We start from the raw sequence: 19,241 nt of genomic DNA on the forward strand, positions 1-19,241 counted from the left end.
CAAAGGGTTAGCCCACTTCGAGTTGCCTGAGTGCCTCGAAGAGAACAACACCCACGGATGTCGCGAGATTCAGACTTCGCACCCCGCCGCCCTGGTCCACCGAGCCCGGCATGGGGATCAACAGTCGCTGGTCCACGTGCTCTAGGAGCTCCCCGGGCAGGCCGCTGCTCTCACGGCCAAACAGCAGCCAGTCATCCGCTCGGTACTGAATGCGGTGGTACGGCTCGCTGGCGTGGCGACTCAGGGCGAGCAGGCGGCCGCCGCGCTGACGCCGCTTCTCTAGGAACTGCTCCCAGTTGGCGTGGCGCTCCAGTTGAACCCAGGGCCAATAGTCGAGACCGGCCCGCTTCAGGGTTCGGTCATCGATCTGAAAGCCCAAGGGCTCGATGAGATGCAGTTCGGTGCAGCTCGCTGCGCAACTGCGGGCCACGTTCCCCGTATTCGGTGGAATCTCCGGTTGAAACAGCACCACCCTGGGCATGGCATCTAGCGCGGGACGGGGATACCGAGCTCGTGGAGGTTCAGGGCTCGGCCGTTGACCACGAGCCAAGCCTCATGGCTGATCGCGGTCAACCGTTGTTGCAGGTCCCCCATCCTGTCGCGGAAGAGCCCGCCGATGGCCGTGGCAGGAACCACGCCCCAACCGACTTCCTCCATCACCAAGATCACAGGCTCATGCTGCTGTTGCAATTGGTTTAACAGGGCCGTGCTGCAGTCCTGCCACTGCTCAGCAGAGGCCTCCAGGTGTTGGGCGAGCCAGGTTCCCAGGGCGTCGATCAACAGGAGCCTGGGCTCCTGGCCATCAGCGGATGGAGTGAGACCCGAAAGCGCAGCGGTCAGGTCGGCGCCGACTTCCAGGGTCTGCCAACCAGAGGGTCTGCGGTCTTGATGGTCTCGGATGCGTTGTGCCCAGCGTTCGTCTTCGCCAGGAGGCTGTCCGGTGGCGAGGTAGAGAACTGGGCCCGGGTGGAGCGCAGCGAGATGTTCGGCCCAACGGCTTTTGCCACTGCGGCTGGGTCCAGTGACAACAACCAGACCCGCAGGCTCGGCGGGACTAGCCACCACCGTTCATGTTTTTGAGGGTTGCCACGGCCGATGGAGAAACGCGGTTGAGGTAGCGGAAGATCCAGTACTTGAAAATCGTCGCCAGCACCACCGGGAAGGTGGCAATGAACAGAAGGATGAAGTTCTCTTCGGCGGGAAGACCCAGGTGGTGGGCAATCCCATCGAGCAAGACGGTCCATCCTTCGGGGCTGTGGAAGCCAACAAAAATGTCCGTGAACAAGATGATGGCGAAGGCCTTGGCGCTGTCGCTCAAGCCGTAGACGGCCTCATCGAGAAAGCCCCGCAGCACCTGAAGGTCCCGGCGGCCAAACAGGCAGACCAAGACAAAGCCAACCAGCGCCGCCAGGTCGGCAAGGACATTCTTTGAAGCTTCGATGCTTTCTGCATCCGCTTCATCCTTGAGGGCATTGGCCCGGCGGGCCAGGGCGGATTGAATCTCCTCTGGGGAGGGAGGCTGTTTCCCTTCCAACAGAGCCTCAAACTCGAGCTCCTGTTGATACAGCCTCAACTTGGCGACGGCCTTCTCTTGAAGGTGGGGCTTGGTGTAATTGAGGAAGGGAATCTCCGGTGCATAGCGATTCATCAGCGGTGAAATCACCAGACTCCGGCTGGCCTGTTGAATCACCAGCGGCACGAGAATCAACAGAAGCAGCACCCGCAGGGACACAAGAGTCGAGTCCCGCCGGCGGCGGAAACCAGCCACCAAGGAGGCTTCGGCCTCAGGGTCGAGCTGGCGGCGGACCCCATCAAACACACCCAGCAGGCTGCGGGGCAGCATCTCCGGGGACCGGGACATGGCTGGAGCGCTGCTGCGTCCTCGGCCGTAGCGGGAGACAACGCTCTCCACAAGCTGCAACTGTCTGAGCTCTTGGCTATCGAGCTCGGAACGCTTCGGGGCGACATCCGCCAGGTTGTCCTGGGCGACCTGCAGGGCTGCGCGAAAGCGGCGCAGCATCAGGGCCTTGGCGGATTGAGGGATGCTCAGTTCAATCTCAGGGCGAACTGGGCGGTCGTTGTAGTACTCAAGCTCGAGGCTCTGAATTAGGAGCGCGGCTTCGTAGGCCCTCTCGAGGTTGTTGCTCAGATCGTGGGTACTGGCCCGATCAAAGCTTCCAATCCAATCGGTCAACCCCATGGCGATCTCAGCGGGAGAAGACCCACCAGGTGATCATTGGCACCAGGGTGCCAACCACCAGCAAAACGACAACCCAAAGGAAGGCGTTGCTGGACTCGGTTTCTTCCTTGGTTGGAATATTGGTCTCAACTGGCATGCGCTCCACAAGCTGTGGCGGACCGGGATCTTCGCCCCCGTTGAGCACGACTTCGAGTCGGCTTAGGGCGTCGAGGCTGGCTTGCCTGTAGCGGGAGCCCTCCCTCAGGGGAAGTCCCATGGTGCTGATGGCCGTGCTGGAGAGCAAGGTGGAGGGAAGTTGCTCAAGCAGAGCTGGACTGGCAACGACGGCTGCACTGTTGTTCTGCGCCTCGATCAGGAGCAACAGCAAGCCATCGCGGCTGGCCTCGTCCTGCCACTGCTGCAGAAGTTCCTCGCCAAGGGTCTCCAGGCTGACGCCGTAATCCAGGCGCCTCAGGGTCACCAAGCGGGCATCCACCCCCAATTCCGAGAATTGCTCGAGTCGCTGGTTGACATCACCGCTGGCGGCGCGACTCAGCACATCGGCACTATCAATCACGTGGCTGCTGGGACGCTGCACAGGAAAGTCGGCCAATCCAGTGGCGAGTGCTGCCGATGGCGCGATCAGGCTGGTGAGCACCAGGGCAGCGGCCATCATCAGAGACCAGAGCTTTCTGCGGAGGACGTGACGCACCAGCGAACGCTTAAACCTGGGCACAGTCTGCCCCTAGCTGGCCAAGCTGTCGCGATGCAGCAGGGAGATCACCTCAAGGATTGATGCACTTCGTGCTGGCTCAAGGCCAAAGGCGTCCCGCAATTGATCCAGGAAGGTCAGTTCGGCTTGGGTTTCGATGTGATCGGCGTGAATGAGGTGGGCCGCAACGGCCAGGGCCGTTTCCCGTTGTGCCATTGAAAGGAGGGGGGTTGCCTGCAGGATCAGCTCCGCACAACTGCTGGCCCTGAGTTGCAGCAACACCCGATCCAGCAGTGCACCCATGTCCTGATCGCTCAGCCTGCGGAAGGGTTGGCGATATTCCAGTTGTTGGCGCAGGGCCCTGGCCTCAACAGCACTCAGTTCCCCATCGGCTGCAATCGCAGCGAGGGCCACGGCAGCGAAGGCCTCTGGCGCTGACGTGAGCTCGGGCTGGCCCATGGTCCCTGCGGAAGTTGCCCCATTTGAGCGTCAACCCGCGCCATGTGGAGGCGGATGTGAGCCTGTGACAACGTGAGGGGGCAAAGCGCCGACACCGTGCCTCTTCCAGCTCGCGTCTGCTTGCTCATTGGCATTCTCGGTCTGCTCTTGTGTGTCGGCAATCAGCTCAGTGCGACTGAGTTGAGCCCTGCGTTGGAGAGGGCTGGGGTGTTGAGCAGCCTGCTCTCGGTTGGCTTGATGCTGGTCGCTGTCCTCTGGACTAGGGCCGCTCCGCTGGCCCCAGATCGGGTGGCGTTAGTCGGTGAGCAGGGCCTGGAGCTCGCAGCCGAGCTGCCCGATTCCCTCCGTCAAGAGTTGGGCTGGGGCAGTCAAATGCTGTTGACCGCGACCCCGGCGGCCTCACTGTTACTGCTCTGGCGCGGGCGGGTGCTCCTGCGACGGGGGGTGCTCGACTCCAGCCCCTTTGAGCCAGGCCCGATTTGCGAGCGGGCTTGGGCAACGCAGAAGGCGATCAACCTGGTGAACCTGGCGCTCTATCCCGGTCGTGATGAGTTCAAGGGACTCCCCGAGAACACTCCAGCGCTCATCATTCAACCGATTGCTGAGGATGGACTGCTGCTGGTGGCGGGATGGTCGCCGCGTTGCTTCAGCCGCAGCGATGAGAGCTGGATTGAGGGTTGGAGCTTGAAGCTCAGAACGCAATTGGAGCAGGAGCTCGCTTCTTTCCCCCTCCCCCTTGGCCCTTCGGCGGAAGGGTGAAACGGGAATTCACCCGTTCTCCGGGGGAACTGAAGACAGCGGTTCCGTCGTCACCGATCTTTCCTTCCAAGCGCTTGGCCCGCGTCACCTGCTTGTACGTGTCGCGTTTGAGCACCACCTGATCGGTGGCTACAAACCGCCCACTCGGCCAGTTCCAGAGACACCGCATGGCCGTCAGCCGCTCACCAGGCTGATCCAACTCGCAGCCACGGGAGACCTTCACATCACTCTTCTCGAGATCGACCGTGAAGCGATCTCCCTTGGCTTTCAGGGCATTGAACTGACCCGTGAAGGGTTGGTCGCTGCTGAGCAACTGATCATTGATGGCCCAGCGGGTTTGCTTGGCGTCGAGCCAACCCTTGCCATCGGCGCGGCGCACCTGCACCGGAGCGACCAGGTCCACATAGCCCTGGCGCAAATTGCCGCGCAGCCCCTGGGCGGTCAGGACAAGGCTGGGCGCTGGCTTTTCGTCTTTGGCTGGAGCCGGCTTGGATTGCTCGAACTGCTCGCCGCGCACCACCGCAGGTGCGGTGAGATCGCCCCGCTCCGGCTTCCAGTCGACCCACTGGGCTTTGACTTTCAGGGGGAGCGGAGCGGGTGTTTTGGCGTTGCCTGCTTTGCTGCGTCCGTCTTGCCAGTGCTCAAGCACGGGGGCACCGCGGAGCTCGACCAGGTCACGCTTGATGAAGTACTGAGCCGTTTCCGCACTGATGCGGGACCGGCGATCGAGGGCCACGGGCCTCTGGTCGATGACCATCAGCTCCTGGCGCGGTAACCAGCGGGCGGTGTCCCCGGTGATCTCAACCGGTTCCTCGCCCAGCAGGGTGATACGGACGGTTCCTTCCAGCTGGATGGCTTGGCCATCGCCGATCACGGTGCCCCTCTCGGCAGCAATCAAGATGCTTGGCTCACCGCGCCGAAAGACCGTGCCCCGGGGCCTCAGTGCCTGGGCCAATTTGCGCTGGATGTCGTAGCGAGCCTCTGGACTTTTGAGCTCCCACGCCGGGGCTCCCTTGGGGTCCTGCTGACGCAGGTCCAAGGCACGGAAGGAAAACGGTTGGCTGCCTTGCCGGGTCGCTGTTGAGCAGCCGACCAGCAGACAGACGGCACTGAGCCGCAGTGCTCGGTTGATCCGAACCATCAGAGCGGATCCTCCAGTTCCAGGCGTGCCATCACCGGGGAGGGCTCAGGCAGCGGTGCTCCGCTCTGGAGTCCACCCCAGCTGAGCTGCTCCAGCCAGGCCGAGCTCACCTGGGCCGTCGCATTGGAATCGGGAATCGGTTGCCCGAGTTGATGCAGCATTCGCCCGGAGAGATCGGGCAAGAGGGGTGCCATCAGCAGGGCCACGAGCCGAGCGGCTTCGAGCACGGCATAGAGGTCGTTGGCCACCTGCTCCCGTGTGCCCTCCTTCTTCATCAAGCTCCAGGGCGCCTGATCATTCAGATAGCCATTGGCGCTAATCGCCAGTTGCAGGGCTGCCTCGGCCGCCGAGCGGAACTCCAGGTTCTCTAGTGCTGCCAGGCTGGCGTCCTTGGCCTGTGCTGCCGCCTGGGCCAGGGGATGGGTGCTGGTCCTGGCCTGATCGGCTGGAGGTACGGCTTCATCGAACCAACGGCGAGCCATGGAGCTCGTGCGGTTCAGCAGGTTGCCGATGGTGTTCGCCAGGTCGTTATTGACCAGATCGCTGAAGCGTTGCTGCTGGAAATCCCCGTCCTCTCCGAAGGGGATGTCCCGCAACAGGTACCAGCGCACGGCATCCCGGCCGCAGCGCTCGAGCAGGTCGGCCGGGTCGAGCACGTTGCCGAGGGATTTCCCCATCTTTTGACCCTCGCGGGTCAGAAAACCATGGCCAAAGACCTTTGCCGGCAGGGAAAGTCCAGCCGAGAGCAGCATGGCCGGCCAATAGACGGCATGGAAGCGAAGGATGTCCTTGCCGATCACGTGCACCGAAGCGGGCCAGCCCCTGGAGATCGCTGTGTCGAGATCAGCTGCATCGCCCTCTTCGAGCAGGGCAGTGATGTAGCCCAAGAGGGCATCGAACCAGACATAGAAGGTGTGACCCTCATGGCCTGGCACGGGGATTCCCCAGGGCAGGTTGATTCGTGAAATCGAGAAATCCCGCAGCCCTTGCTTGACGAAGTTTTCGACTTCACGGCGGCGGCTCACCGGCTGAATAAAACCGGGTTGGCTGATCAGGGCCTCGATCTGCTCTTGGTAACGGGAGAGGCGGAAAAACAGGTTCAGCTCATCACGCCATTCCAGCGGCTTGCGGTGGATAGGGCACTCCGGATCCTGGGCCTCATGGGGGTCGTCCTTGAATTCCTCGCAGGCCACGCAGTACCAACCCTGCTGGCGGCCTTCGACGATGTCTCCGCTCGCCTCGACCCGCGCAAAAAACTGCTGGACGACCTGGCGGTGCCGTGGATCCGTCGTGCGAATCAAGCGGTTGTTGCTGATCTGCCAGCGATCCCAGAGCTCTCGGTACTGGGCACTCACACCGTCGCAATGGGCCTGCGGGGTCAGGCCTGCCGCCTCGGCCGTGCGCTGAATCTTCTGGCCGTGCTCATCACAGCCGGTGATGAACAGCACCTCCTCACCCTTCAGTCTCTGGAACCGGGCCAGGGCATCGCAGGCCAGGGTCGTGTACGCGCTCCCCAGGTGGGGCTTGTCGTTGACGTAGTAGAGGGGTGTGGTGAGGGTGTAAGTCATCGGCGGGATCCTACGCAGCCCTTCCCGATCGTGCCTTCAGCTGCGAGCCTGGGGCTGACTCCTCCATCCAGGCATGCCAGCCCGCATTGATTCCGCCCCGGTGGTGGTGTGGGGAGGTGGAACCGGTGGAGTGGCTGCGGCGATCCAAGCGGCCCGCGCCGGCGCTCCGACCGTTCTGCTCACGCCTGGTTCTTGGCTGGGGGGAATGGTCAGTGCTGCCGGGGTCTGTTGCCCTGATGGGAACGAGCTGAGTCCCTGGCAAACCGGCCTCTGGGGGGCCTTTCTACGGGGAATGGCGGAACGGGAGCCAGAGGGTCTTGACCAGAACTGGGTCAGCTGTTTTGGCTTTCGCCCGATCCAGGCCGAGGCCCTGCTGCAGCAGTGGGTGCAGGAGCTCCCCAACCTGACCTGGCTGTCGTGTTGCCGTTGTCTGGCGGTGAACCGTTCCGAGCGGCTGGTGCGCTCCATCGAGATTGAACGTGAAGGGCAGCGGCAACAGCTGGCCTGCAGCGTCCTGATTGATGGCAGTGACCGGGGCGACCTCCTGCCCTTCTTGGATCTCCCCTATCGCTTGGGCTGGGAACCCCAGGAGCTCTGGGGTGAACCCAGCGCCCCCAGTGCAGAACGACTCGCCACGGAGTCGTTCTTTGAACGACAGCCGGTGCAGTCCCCCACCTGGGTGGTGATGGGACAACTGCATGGGGAAAAGCCAGCCCAGGCCTTACCGGAGAAGCCGCTACTGCCCGCTCCGTTTGAGCAGGCCTGCCAAGCGTTTGGGCTGGAACGCACGCTCACCTATGGGCGGTTGCCTGGGGGCCTGGTGATGCTGAACTGGCCTTTGCAAGGCAATGACTGGCATCAGGGTTTGGACCGTGCCTTCAGCAACCAGGCGGACGCCGAAGCGGAGCTGGAGCGAGAGATGCAGGCCCATAGCCGCAGCTTTGCGGCGGAGTTGATGGAGCTCTGCTCCGGTTGGCTCAGCTTGGGCGATGCCTTTCCGCAGGATTCAGGCAGTCCTGACCCTGCCTTGGCGGCCATGCCGTACTGGCGAGAAGGGCGGCGAATGGTGGGCCGCAGCACCGTCATTGAGCAGGATCTCCTTCCCGAACGATCGGGCCGCTCGATTTCAACTCTGCCCCGCAATCAAGAGGGACAGATCAGTTCCATTGCCGTTGGCAATTACGCCAATGACCACCACTACCCAGGGGATGACTGGCCCCTGGCTGCCAAGAGCTGCCGCTGGGGTGGGCGCTGGAGCGGCACGCCGTTTTGTGTGCCCTACGAGGTCCTCCTGAGTGCCGATCTCGACAATCTTCTGGCCGCCGACAAGGCCTTCAGCAGCTCCCATATGGCAAACGGTGCCACGCGCCTGCAGCCAGTGATTTTCAACATTGGTCAGGCCGCGGGTGCGGCTGCCGCCCTGGCATTTGAACGCGGTGGCGTTCCCTCTGACCTCCCGGTGATTGACATTCAGGAGCGCCTGATTGCCGACCCCGTTGCGCCAGCCGGGGTCATTCCCCTCTGGGACACCCCCTTCAACCATCCCGATTGGGCTGCGCGTCAGCGCGCCGTTCTTCAAGAACCAGGACGGTTAAGTGGATCTGGCTCATGGCAGGGAGCCAGCTCTGGCGCCGCCCAACCGGCTCCATCGGCCATTGATCGAGCTCGTGTGCACGTCCAAGGAACGATTCGTCCCATGGGGGATGGTTCCTATACCGTTGATTTGGCAGAAGCAACGTGGGGCCGCAGTCGCTGGTCTGTGATCACGCTTGAACCCTGCGTCGATCAGTGGCTTGAACAACTCGATGGCCCCAGGCAGGTGGAACTGCTGGGCTGCTTCAACCCCTGGGGGCCTTGGCTCAGAGTCTCGGCTGTCTCGCCCTAGGTCTTAACTGGCCGACGCCACGAGTCTCAGCTGATCCTGAAGAGAGTCGACCGATTGGATGCGCAGCAGCAAGGCGTCCCCCGGGGTTGCGTGGCTTGGGCATTCCGCAGCCAGATCCATCGCCAGCTCATCGATGCGAACCCGGCCAAGATGGTCCTGTGGCCGTAGCCAGCGCAGAAACTGAGCTCGCCACTGCTGGCCCTTCTGTCCTTCAAACCAAACCTGCTGCCAATGCCGCTGGTCTTCTCGGGAAATAGCGATTCCCTCGCGGATGGCGGCATCGACCGCGTTCACCAGCTCCTGCAGGGCGTCTTCCGAGAGCGGCTCCTCCGCGGCCAACTGGCGCTGAACGAGCAGATCGCCATAGCGCCGGATCGGTGACGTGGCCTGCACATAGGCCGGAAGCCCGAGGCTGAAATGGGCCGCTGGCTTGGTGCCCATCAAGCCGCGACTCAAGCAGCGCTTGATCGCGGCGAATCGAACGGCTCCGTCTGGAAGGGCGTCCAATTCCGCTTGTCCTGGGAGTTCAGCGGGCAGCTGACTGCGATAAGGAAGGGCGATTCCCCTGTCCTGTCCGAGCTGAGCAGCGACGGCACCGGCAAGGATCATCGCTTCGGCCACCATCTGGCGCGAGTTGCTCGGTTCGGTGACCTCGAGCTGGGCCAGTCCCTCCCGGGCTCGAATCCGGCCTTCAGGCAGATCCATTTGCAGTGCCCCTTGTGAGAGTCGCCAGCGCCGCCTGGCATTCAGCAGGCCTTCCAGATCAGCAAGATCGCTGTCCTGCGGTGGGGCCAGTTCGATCAGCTCATCGGCATCGTCATAACTGAGTCGATAGATCGGCTTGACCCAGCTGCGCACCATGCCGTAGTCCGACAGCGATCCGTCCTCGTTCAGCTCGGCCCAGGTGCTCCAGGCCGCCGTGCGGCGTCCGGCCCGCAGGCTGAAGACCCCGGTGGAGAGCTTGTCCGGAAACATCGGCACATTGCCCTGGGCCAGGTACAGGCTGCTGGCCCGCTTGCGCGCCTCTAGGTCGAGGGGCGAGCCAGCTGGAATCAATCGCCCTGGATCGGCCACATGGATCCAGATCCTTGTCCGGCCAGCGGCAGTTTTCTCGATTGCCAGACCGTCATCGATGTCGTGGGTGTCGTCATCGTCGATCGTCACGCAGCGTTGCTGGCAGAGGTCGACCCGAGTCGGGTCGCTTGGCTGCGCCTGCTCAGCCTCTACCTCTAGTCGTTGCGCTTCCAGGACAAGCGACTCTGAAAACCCTTCACTCCAGACCGTCCCGGCCAGGGAGAGGAGCTGGTGGGGGTCCCATTGACCCAAGTCCACCAATAGATGACGCAGTTGGGAGCGCTCTTGCGTCAGATGCAGCAGCGACAGGCTCTGACGCAACCCATCCGGGAGCTCAGACAACTCACGGCGTCCACTGGCCGTCTCCTTCAGCAGCTCGAGCCACTGCAGATGCAGGGCGCTGCACTGATCTGCTGTTGTTGGTTGGCGCCTCTTCAGCAGTTGAAGCCAGCGCCGTTCTTCCTCTTCTGCAATCGCCTTGAGACGTCGTTCGCGACGCAGTGGCTTCAGCTCCTCCAGGGTGCGGGCCTGAACATGGCCTTGTTTCCAACGGAACCAATGCTGACCATCCACTAGGGCCAGCCAACAGGCACTCAACTGGAGCGGATCAGTGTTGCCATAGAGCAGATCGCAAAACTCCAGCAAGCTCACGGCTTCGCCGGAGTCCTTCAGCAGGAGCCATGCGGCCCCCCAAGCGGAGGGGCGTGGTTTGGCCGCTGCCACTCGGTCGTGGTTGAGGGCCCATGGAGAAGCCCCCAGCCGCTGCGGCGCTGACGCACCACTGGGCAGGGGGCAGATGAGCTCAAGGTGTCGTTGCGGGACAACCTGTTGCTTGGAGTCAAATCCAACCTTGAGCCGCGCTTTGCTGCCCTGGATGGATTCAACGATGGCAAGTTGAGGCGAGCGGGACTCCTGCAGACCGACGAGATCGCCGCTGTGGAAGACCGCAACGCTCAGGGATCAGCCCTCGGGATTCACGAAGGGCAGGAGAGCCACAATCCGAGCGCGCTTGACCGCGTTGGTCAGATCGCGCTGCTGCTTGGCGGTGAGGCCAGTCAGACGACGGGGCAGGATTTTGCCGCGCTCGGTGATGAACTTCTTGAGCAGATCGACATCCTTGTAGTCGATCGGTTCACCGGGCTTAATCGGTGAAAGGCGTTTCTTGAAGAAGGAACTAGGCATGACTGAACGGAGGAGAAATGCAGAACGCGGAGATCACGCCGCCGAGATCACTTGATCTCTTTGTGGACCGTCGACTTGTTGCAGTGCGGGCAGAACTTCTTGAGTTCAATCCGTTCAGTGGTGTTGCGGCGGTTCTTCTGGCTGGTGTAACGAGACACGCCAGGGGACCGCTTGGCGGGGTTGGACCGGCATTCCGTGCACTCGAGAGTGATCACGATCCGGACGCCCTTGTTCTTAGCCATAAAGGACGTTGCGCCGCTTGTGCGATGCGATTGGACAGTGGTCAACCATACCTTGTCGCCTGACCTGGCCTGGTGTCTTGCCTCTTTAAAGTCGACGCTCTGTTTGCCCGTGTCAGATGCAGGTCTCGCTCCAATGGCTCCGGGAGCTGGTGGCCTGCGATCTGGCACCGGACGTTCTCGCTGAGAAGCTCTCGATTGCCGGCTTCGAGGTTGAGGAGATTACCGATCTGGCCGCCCGTGCAGCAGGGGTGGTGGTTGGTTTTGTTGAGCAGCGGGAACCCCACCCGGACGCCAACAAGCTGAGCGTCTGCACGGTCTCAGTCGGCGCTGAAGCTCCGCTACAGATCGTCTGTGGAGCCAAAAATGTGCGCGCCGGCATTCACGTCGCCGTCGCCACCGTGGGGGCCTACCTGCCGGCCGTCGATTTAAAGATCAAGTCCGCAGAGCTGCGCGGGGTCGCCAGCAGCGGAATGATCTGCTCGCTCTCAGAGCTCGGGTTGGCCGATAGCTCGGACGGAATTGTTGTTCTCGAGGAGGCCCTTGGGTCCGTTCCGGCCATCGGCAGCCCGGTTGGCCCCCTCTTTGGTCTCGACGATCAGGTCCTGGAGTTGGCGATTACCGCCAACCGCCCCGATGGTCTCTCGATGCTCGGCATCGCCCGCGAGGTGGCTGCACTGACTGGGGCAACCCTCAACCTGCCCTCCGCAACACCGGTGGTCAGCTCCGAGGCACTGCCTGTGGGCGCCGATGTTCAAGACCGCATCGAAGACGGCGGCCTGTTCAGTCTGACCGCCCTCTCGGGCCTGAAGGTCGGCCCCTCGCCCCGTTGGCTCCAGAGCCGACTCGAGCGTGCTGGTCTCCGGCCGATCAACAACGTCGTGGACATCACCAACCTGGTCATGCTGGAGCAGGGACAGCCCCTGCATGCCTTTGATGCAGATCGCCTGGCCCAATTGAGCGAGGGCCAGCTCGACCCGGCGGCGATCGATCTCCGCGCTGGCCGTCCTGGCGAAGCCTTCACGACCCTCGATGGCAGCGACCACAGTCTCAGTGAAGACGCCTGGGTCGTGAGCTACGCGGACCACGCGATTGCGCTGGCCGGTGTCATGGGCGGTGACGCGTCGGCTGTTCAGGAGAAGACCACATCGATCTGGCTCGAGGCGGCGATGTTTGCTCCCCAGACCGTCCGCAAGAGCGCCCGCAGCGTGGGGCTGCGGACCGACGCCAGCAGTCGCTTTGAAAAGGGCCTGCCGCTCGAAGTCACCCTGTCTGCCGCCGACCGCGCAGTGGCCTTGCTGCAGGAGATCTGCGGGGCCCAACTGGACGGTCGTTGGCTGCATCAACGTGTCGAGGGAGCCAGGCCGCCACTCGAGCTACGCCGCGACGCATTGCATAACCTCCTCGGTCCTGTGGTCACGGCCGATGGCGAGGAGATCGATCTAGAGGACGCGGAGATCGAGCGGATCCTCGAGGCCCTGGGCTGCAGCCTTCAGGCCGGCGAGGAGGGTTGGTTGGTGCAGGTTCCGCCTGCCCGGGCCATGGACCTGCAACGGGAGGTGGATCTGATTGAGGAGGTTGCCCGCTTGGTGGGCTACGACCGTTTCGCCAGTCACCTGCCGGACCCCATTGCCCCGGGGGGGCTGACCCCGCTGCAGGAGGCCGAGCGCCGGCTGCGCCGACTCTTGGCTAGCGCTGGTCTCCAGGAGGTCTGCAGCCTGTCCCTCGGCCCTGCAGAGGTCGACCGTCCGGGTGCTGATCCCAGCCGCCGCGTCGCCCTCGCCAATCCGTTGTTGGCCGACTACAGCCACCTGCGCGACAGCCTGGTCGATGACCTGCTTTCGGCGGCGCAGCGCAACCTGAAGGCTGGTCGTGGCGGTATTTGGGCCTTCGAGATTGGCAATGTGTTCGATGCCAAGGCCCAGGGTTCACCGCAAAGCCAACACCTCGCTGGTGTGATCTGTGGTTCCCGTCAGGCCGAGCTCTGGAGTCAAAGCGGCAAGCCCCAAGCGCCTGATTACTTCAGTGCCCGTGGTGTTCTCCAATCAGCACTCGCCGCCCTGAAGCTGCCCTTGGAGGACAGGCGGTTGAGTGATCATCCGCTGCTCCATCCCGGTCGTGCAGCCCAGATCGTGGTTGAAGGGCGGCCACTGGGGTATTTCGGTCAGATCCATCCGGCCCTTGCGGAGCAGTTCGATTTACCGGCCACCACTTATCTCTTCCAATTGGAGGTTGTCGCGCTGTTGAGTGCGGCGACCCGGCGCAATCGCTGGCAACCCAGCTTTGCCCCCTTTGCCACGGTGCCCGCCTCCGAGCGCGATCTCGCCCTGGTGGTCCCAACGGACACCGCCAGCGCTCAGCTGTTGAATGCGATCCGCAAGGCGGGCAAGCCCCTTCTGGAGCAGGCTGAACTGGTGGACCGCTACGACGGAGAGCAGGTCGCGCAAGGCTCCTGCAGCCAGGCGTTCCGCTTGCGCTATCGGGATCCCAAGCGCACGCTCAAGGACACCGAGGTCGACGAGGCGCACGAGAAAATCCGTGCGGCCCTCGAAAAGCAGTTCGGTGCCCAGCTACGCGGCTGAACCGCTGTGGGTCAGTAGGGCCAGGGTCTCGACATGGCTCGTCTGAGGGAAGAAATCAACCGGTTGAACCGTCTCGAGGCGGTAGCCGCCTTCTTCACCGCAGAGTTGCTGCAAGTCCCTCGCCAGGGTCGAGGGATTGCAGCTGATGTAAGCCAACCGATCTGGAGTGCCATCAAGGATGGCGCCGAGCGCCTCGCCCCTCAGTCCCTTGCGGGGCGGATCCACCAGGAGGGATCCGGTCATCTTCAAACGCTCGGCCAGCACCGCGGCCACGTCAGCCTGTTCAAAAAAGGCGGTCGTGATCCCGTTGCGTTCGGCATTGGCCGTGGCTTGGCTGACCGATAACGGATGCACCTCAAGGCCCAGAACCTTCAGGCCAGAGCGTGCCAAGGGCAGGCTGTAGGTGCCGATTCCGCTGTAGGCGTCGATCACCGTTGCGCTCTTCCCTGCAGCAAAGAATTGCCGCAGTGGTTCAACCAGCCGCTGCGCTTGGGCTGTGTTGACTTGAAAGAAGGTGTCAGCTGCGATGCGCAGTTCAATGCCATCGAAAATTTCAAGTAGCCAGGCACGTCCGGCGATCAGGTCAGTCTCTGGGCCCATCACGACGTTGGAGGCCTTCGGCTGAACGTTGAGCCCGACCCCGACGACCTCCGGCCATCGCTCCATCCAGCGTTGGGCCAGGGACTCAAGTCCCTTGAGTTGCCGGTGGCTGCTCACCAGCGTGATCAGGATTTCCCCCGTTGCTGATCCCACGCGCAGGGCCAGATGACGCAGCCCGCCCTTGGCGCTGAGGTTCACATCAACGGGCCAGCCGGTCTTCTCCAAATCCTTCTTGATGGGCTCAATCAAGGCATCGATCCTTGGATCAAGGACCGGGCAGTGATTGAGATTGACGATCTTGTGGCTGCCGCGTCTGTAGTAGCCCGCCCTCAAGCGGCCGTCCTCCGCTCGCTCCAGTGGGATGAGGGCGCGATTTCGGTATCCAAAGCCCTGCTCACAGCCCCAAACCGCCTCAACGCTGGTCTCCAATTTGGCCAGCCGGCTCAGGCTCTGTTGCACCAGGTCCCTTTTCAACTCCAGCTGCATCGCACTTGAGCAGTGCTGCAGGCTGCAGCCACCACAGCGCTCCGCAAGGATGCAGGGCGGCTTTTGCCGTTCGGGACTCGCCTGGCTGACCTCCAGCAGCTCAGCCTCCAGATGCCGCTTGGCACAACGGCGCACACGGGCTTGAACCGTTTCGCCAGGCAGTGCCCCGGGGATAAACACAGCGGTTTCCATCCAGCGGCCCACGCCCTGGCCCTCATGGCCCAGCCCCGTGACCAGGACCTCGATGGTTGAGCCCAACTGCACCTTGCTTGCTGCCATCACCCGCTTGCCGTCCTTCTTTGACCCTATCGGTGCGTAAACACCTGCTCTGAGCGGGGCTTTTCAGCGCTTGTCCTGGATACAGTGTCTGGGTCAATGGTGGTTTCGATGAGCGTCGTACGCGATCTGATCCTTCAGGCAGACGATCAGCTCCGCTATCCCACCGGCGGTGAGCTGCGCTCCATGGTGGAGTTCCTCTCCACCGGCTCCAATCGCCTTTCCGTTGTCCGGATCCTGACCGACAACGAAAAGAAGATCGTTGACGAAGCCTCGAAGCAGCTCTTCAGCCGTAAGCCCGAATACGTCGCACCTGGCGGCAACGCCTACGGCTCTAAGCAACGGGCCCAGTGCCTGCGCGACTTCGGCTGGTACCTGCGTCTGGTCACCTACGGCGTCCTGGCTGGGAGCACCGAGCTGATTCAGAAGATTGGCCTCGAGGGTGCTCGTGAGATGTACAACAGCCTCGGTGTTCCGATGCCCGGCATGGTCGAATCCATGCGTTGCATGAAGGAAGCTGCTCTGGTGCTGCTCAGCCAAGAGGATGCCGCCGTCGCAGCTCCTTATTTCGACTTCTTGATTCAAGGAATGCAGACCCCCTGCTGAGCTTCATCCCTCTTGACTCATCGGCCGGCACACGCCGGCTTTTTTCATGCTCACTCACAGGATTAGACATGTTGCTCTTGTCCTGAATGAGACGCATGCATAGTCTCAGCACGCCGGCCTAATGGGTTGCCTGAGACTCGTTCTCTGCGCGACCGAAAGGGCGAGAAACAGCGCGACATTGTTAGTCCCATCATCTCCTCATTACAAGACCTGAACTGCGTCTCAGGCGTACCGACTGAAAAACTCCTCGAATGCCTCTGGCTGGACTTGCGCAGACTTTTACCGAAGCTCTTCTTGTGGGTCGCAGTGGCCTTCCAGGCCTAGACCCTCAGTAGGACCAATAGGAGACGATCGAGTTGGTTTTGCCGGAAAACACCGGAAATGAGCCGATACCCAGAGGGAATCAGGCGCGTACCTGTGTCTACAGCAGGTACGCGTCTTTGAGAAAGCATGCCTGAACTGACTTCTTGAGCGTTGTCCAGAGTGTTGGACAGTGCTGGTGAGATGCAAGGACATCGCCTGAATGCTCGGTCTTGTGCAGGCTGTCAATGCATTGCCTTGTGCAGCCAAAACAACGACAAATGCCTATCTATAAAGAACTAATCCACACTGCTTTAGCGTCTGAGAATCGTCGTATCTCAGGACCGGCGACGAGTCTCGTCTGCGACCTGTGATTAGGCAACGTCGCGATAGCGCTCCTTGAGGAACTGGTAGGCCTCGTTGAGGCGACGCATCGCATCAGCTGATCCGCCGGCATCAGGGTGATGGCTGACGGCTTGGGTGCGGTAGGCCTCCCTGATCTCCCGCAGGCTGTAGGGGCGATCGGCGACCGTGGCGAGCTGGAGCATCTTCAGGGCGCTGTGCACCGTCATGCTGTTGTCGATGGCATCAAAGGAGGTGCTTCGCTTGCTGCGGCTTCGGTGACGCTGAACGAAGCGTGTGATCAAGCTCGGAACACGTGCGGCCAGCGTTGATCCACCAAAGGGGTCCTCAAGGATTCCCGCAGCAACGATTACGCGCTCAAGGGTCGGGGTCCCCTCCTCCCACTCGGGCGCATAGGAGAACATCACCTGTTGAACCAGGTTCCAGCCGAAGGGACGTCCGTCGCTGTCCCCCGATTGCGGCCAGATATCCCGGCCGAGCCAGACCATGGCCGCTTCCAGCGCAGCCTCCGTTGGCGCTTGGCCGTAGACCTCGCTCCAGTGCGAGGCGACCTGTTGCATGGCTTGTTCCAGTTCAAGCCGGTGGATCAGGGCCAACGTGGCGTCAGGCGTTGCCGCGCGGGGAGGCGCGTCGAGGGTTTGCTTGACGCGCTTGGCTTGCTTGCGCACGAAGCCGGGAAGCTGAATGCCGCCTGTGGCGGCAGGAGGCTCCGGGGGACCCTCCCGCAAAACCTCACTGCTCTCGGATGGGACACGGCTCTGGTCTCGCTGTGCGACTAAGCCTGAGTGCACGAGAACAATTGAAAGGTCTTCGTCGAGGGGAATGGGTCTCTGCTCTTCTTCGACCTCGAGTGAGTCCCGTTCCTCCCCCTCCGGAGTCTTGTGAGGCTGCGATTGCGAGGAGTCGTCCTGGTCTGCGTCCTCGTCCTGGGATCCCCTGACTTCCTGAAGTAGGCGTTCAACCGTGGCGCCGCGGCTGCGCAAGCCGAGCTGACCTTTCAGACCGTCGATCCAGTCCAAAAGCTCCTCGCTGAGTTCCAGCGAGATCCGCCGTTTGTCGGTCTCTCGCTGGCTCACTCAGGTTCGGGAACTGTTGTTGAGGTTATCGACCCAACAGGGAGTTCATCATCTTTTGTTGGGCCTCGACAGCCTGCTGATAGCGGAGCATCAAGCTCTCACTCATGCGTGTCGGGTTGATCACTGCGGCAGAAACGCCCTCCAGATTGGGAAGTGCCGGTGGGGGCTCAACCCATTGCGGGGGAGCGACGACCGGTGGCGCGACCGGCCTGATCGTCACAGGCTCAAAGACTGGTGACTTGATCGCCGCTACGGGAACCTCGGGTGGGCTTTGTTTTGTGGCGGCAGCAGCGACCGCAGTCATCGTCTCCCGTTGTTTGAGATTGGCCAATTGCTGGTCCGAAACCACGCTCAGCAGGTGCCCAGGGGTTGCATCCGCTGGATAGACCAGGCTGACCTTGACGGGATTGCTCTGACCCGGCCGTAGATAAAGGTCGGCAATGGGGAGGCTTTCGCCGGACTTCATCCCGACGTGGACCTCTTGGTATCCATCGGCTGTTTCGATGCGGATTGAGCCGCGGAAGGCGGTGAATTTGCCTCGGCCATTGATCGTGGGATGGCTGAGCACCAACTTGTGGGGGCCTGTGCCCGTGAGATTCATGGTGACGCCAAAGCGCACCCCGTAGGTCCCGACGTTGTTTAACGAGGAATCAACCATTCGGGTGACCAGGGGATTGATCTGAACTTCCCCGGTGCCGAAATGGTGGCGGTTGGTGCTGGTGAGGGGCACGTGCAGTGCACCTTGCTGGAGGTCATGGGACACGCTTGCGGTGTATTCGTCGCCAATGGCGACGCCCGCCACCCGTGAGAAGACCGTGCCGTTTTCAATTTGGCGAATCCGGCTGAGGTAAACCCGACCTGGTGCCAAACGCCGTTGATCCAGGACAGCGATCAGATCTGCATCGGACTGGGGATCCTCGGCGGCCACCACAGCCATCTGGAACGGTCCATCGCTTCGTCCCTTCAGCAGTCCATTGGCAATGCCCTTGGCTGGGAGTTGAGTGCTGAAGAGAACAATCCTGCTGCGGGCGGGGATGGTGATCTCATCGGCCAGTCTCCGGTCCAGCTTGCCGCGCAGCATTTGCACGGCTGTCGCGTCCCCTGGCCCGGTGTTCCATGGGCGATGGCCGAGAGGCTTCACGCCCATCAGATTGTCGGACTGGTAGGGCGCTTCAAAGCTGTTGCGGACAGCCCCTTTCTCAAAGCGAATGTGAACGGGCTGACTGCTGGGGTTGATCAGCAGGGTGGCCAGGGTGAGTTCACCGCGGCGTCCACCACCGCTACCCATGCGGCTCTTGTCATTCGGGTAGTACTTGTGGTGAACGTGAAGGCCGAACTCACCGTTAAAGGTGTAGGTGGCGTTGGCAAGGGGTTGTCCCGTCTCCGCCGCAATGGTCTGTCCGGGTGTTGTCGTCACCAGGATGCCTGGTCCATGCACCTCCTCCGGTTGGTTGGAGTGCAGGACCGGAACGGTGTTGAACGCACCCTGCAGCGGCCGGGCCTGCTGGCCGGCCATCAAGGCCACATCGGCTTGAGCCGGGATAGGGGCGATCAACACGCCGCCAACGAGAGCAATTGCGAGGGGTCTCATCAGACCTATGGGACCAACTACTCTCAACGTGCGAATGATTGGCGGTGGGGTGCGTTGCTGCTCCGAATTCTTTTATCTCCGGCTGATCGAAATCAACACAGAGGCTGATGCTCCTGCCGCCTGTCGCGGCAAACCACTGCTGCTGGCTAGAACGATTGAACTC

General features: G+C 62.2%; 17 protein-coding genes. 4 read left to right on the forward strand and 13 right to left on the reverse strand.

What is annotated here, in order from left to right; translation table 11 throughout:
* Positions 1-7: 7 nt before the first annotated feature.
* The 5 genes from CB0205_RS0110010 to CB0205_RS0110030 form a co-directional block, all read right to left on the reverse strand.
* Positions 8-481 (reverse strand): tRNA (cytidine(34)-2'-O)-methyltransferase, encoded by a 474-nt coding sequence (locus tag CB0205_RS0110010; protein ID WP_010316969.1) that lies wholly within the window; start codon positions 479-481, stop codon positions 8-10.
* A gap of 5 nt (positions 482-486) precedes the next feature.
* Positions 487-1,062: a bifunctional adenosylcobinamide kinase/adenosylcobinamide-phosphate guanylyltransferase gene (cobU, locus tag CB0205_RS0110015; RefSeq protein WP_156797922.1), complete on the reverse strand. Its 576-nt coding sequence runs from the start codon at positions 1,060-1,062 to the stop codon at positions 487-489.
* On the reverse strand, positions 1,055-2,200 hold the full coding sequence (gene pxcA / locus CB0205_RS0110020) for a proton extrusion protein PcxA (RefSeq protein WP_010316971.1): 1,146 nt from the start codon (positions 2,198-2,200) through the stop codon (positions 1,055-1,057). The genes cobU and pxcA overlap by 8 nt, the downstream gene beginning before the upstream one ends.
* Positions 2,201-2,207: 7 nt before the next feature.
* Positions 2,208-2,855 (reverse strand): photosystem II repair protein Psb32, encoded by a 648-nt coding sequence (gene psb32, locus CB0205_RS0110025; protein ID WP_010316972.1) that lies wholly within the window; start codon positions 2,853-2,855, stop codon positions 2,208-2,210.
* Positions 2,856-2,924: 69 nt separating this feature from the next.
* Positions 2,925-3,350, reverse strand: a complete 426-nt coding sequence (locus tag CB0205_RS0110030) for a tellurite resistance TerB family protein (RefSeq protein WP_010316973.1) — start codon at positions 3,348-3,350, stop codon at positions 2,925-2,927.
* Positions 3,351-3,446: 96 nt separating this feature from the next.
* Between CB0205_RS0110030 and CB0205_RS14670 the strand changes: the two genes are divergently transcribed.
* Positions 3,447-4,109: a cofactor assembly of complex C subunit B gene (locus CB0205_RS14670; RefSeq protein WP_043705901.1), complete on the forward strand. Its 663-nt coding sequence runs from the start codon at positions 3,447-3,449 to the stop codon at positions 4,107-4,109.
* Here the strand turns inward: CB0205_RS14670 and lptC are convergent.
* Together lptC and metG are read right to left on the reverse strand one after the other, a co-directional pair.
* A complete protein-coding gene (gene lptC / locus CB0205_RS0110040) occupies positions 4,042-5,250 on the reverse strand; it encodes an LPS export ABC transporter periplasmic protein LptC (RefSeq protein WP_010316975.1) in 1,209 nt (402 codons plus the stop codon). The two genes, CB0205_RS14670 and lptC, sit on opposite strands and share 68 nt — an antisense overlap.
* The gene (gene metG / locus CB0205_RS0110045; RefSeq protein ID WP_010316977.1) at positions 5,250-6,818 is read right to left on the reverse strand and encodes a methionine--tRNA ligase; all 1,569 of its coding nucleotides are present in this window, start codon (positions 6,816-6,818) and stop codon (positions 5,250-5,252) included. The genes lptC and metG overlap by 1 nt, the downstream gene beginning before the upstream one ends.
* A 73-nt stretch (positions 6,819-6,891) precedes the next feature.
* Here metG and CB0205_RS0110050 point away from each other — a divergent pair, with 73 nt between their 5' ends.
* On the forward strand, positions 6,892-8,703 hold the full coding sequence (locus tag CB0205_RS0110050; protein WP_010316979.1) for an FAD-dependent oxidoreductase: 1,812 nt from the start codon (positions 6,892-6,894) through the stop codon (positions 8,701-8,703).
* A gap of 3 nt (positions 8,704-8,706) precedes the next feature.
* Here the strand turns inward: CB0205_RS0110050 and CB0205_RS0110055 are convergent, their stop codons facing one another.
* The 3 genes from CB0205_RS0110055 to rpmG form a co-directional block, all read right to left on the reverse strand.
* Positions 8,707-10,500, reverse strand: a complete 1,794-nt coding sequence (locus CB0205_RS0110055; RefSeq protein ID WP_010316980.1) for a ribonuclease catalytic domain-containing protein — start codon at positions 10,498-10,500, stop codon at positions 8,707-8,709.
* Between the two features lie 237 nt (positions 10,501-10,737).
* Positions 10,738-10,959 (reverse strand): 30S ribosomal protein S18, encoded by a 222-nt coding sequence (rpsR, locus tag CB0205_RS15440; RefSeq protein ID WP_010316983.1) that lies wholly within the window; start codon positions 10,957-10,959, stop codon positions 10,738-10,740.
* A 47-nt stretch (positions 10,960-11,006) separates the two neighbouring features.
* The gene (rpmG, locus tag CB0205_RS0110065) at positions 11,007-11,201 is read right to left on the reverse strand and encodes a 50S ribosomal protein L33 (RefSeq protein WP_010316985.1); all 195 of its coding nucleotides are present in this window, start codon (positions 11,199-11,201) and stop codon (positions 11,007-11,009) included.
* A gap of 116 nt (positions 11,202-11,317) precedes the next feature.
* Here rpmG and pheT point away from each other — a divergent pair, with 116 nt between their 5' ends.
* Positions 11,318-13,780 carry a phenylalanine--tRNA ligase subunit beta gene (gene pheT / locus CB0205_RS0110070; RefSeq protein ID WP_010316987.1) on the forward strand — a complete coding sequence of 821 codons (2,463 nt, stop codon included), beginning with the start codon at positions 11,318-11,320 and terminating at the stop codon, positions 13,778-13,780.
* On the opposite strand, the gene rlmD is transcribed toward pheT, so the two are convergent.
* Positions 13,769-15,145: a 23S rRNA (uracil(1939)-C(5))-methyltransferase RlmD gene (gene rlmD, locus CB0205_RS0110075; RefSeq protein ID WP_010316990.1), complete on the reverse strand. Its 1,377-nt coding sequence runs from the start codon at positions 15,143-15,145 to the stop codon at positions 13,769-13,771. The two genes, pheT and rlmD, sit on opposite strands and share 12 nt — an antisense overlap.
* A 108-nt stretch (positions 15,146-15,253) precedes the next feature.
* On the opposite strand from rlmD, the gene CB0205_RS0110080 reads away from it, so the two are divergent.
* On the forward strand, positions 15,254-15,748 hold the full coding sequence (locus CB0205_RS0110080; protein WP_010316991.1) for an allophycocyanin subunit alpha-B: 495 nt from the start codon (positions 15,254-15,256) through the stop codon (positions 15,746-15,748).
* A gap of 674 nt (positions 15,749-16,422) precedes the next feature.
* Here the strand turns inward: CB0205_RS0110080 and CB0205_RS0110090 are convergent.
* Together CB0205_RS0110090 and CB0205_RS0110095 are read right to left on the reverse strand one after the other, a co-directional pair.
* The gene (locus tag CB0205_RS0110090) at positions 16,423-17,487 is read right to left on the reverse strand and encodes a molecular chaperone DnaJ (RefSeq protein ID WP_010316992.1); all 1,065 of its coding nucleotides are present in this window, start codon (positions 17,485-17,487) and stop codon (positions 16,423-16,425) included.
* Between the two features lie 25 nt (positions 17,488-17,512).
* Positions 17,513-19,078 (reverse strand): DUF3370 family protein, encoded by a 1,566-nt coding sequence (locus tag CB0205_RS0110095; protein ID WP_010316993.1) that lies wholly within the window; start codon positions 19,076-19,078, stop codon positions 17,513-17,515.
* Between the last annotated feature and the right edge of the window lie 163 nt (positions 19,079-19,241).

It is taken from the genome of Synechococcus sp. CB0205 (assembly GCF_000179255.1).
GTDB lineage: Bacteria > Cyanobacteriota > Cyanobacteriia > PCC-6307 > Cyanobiaceae > Vulcanococcus.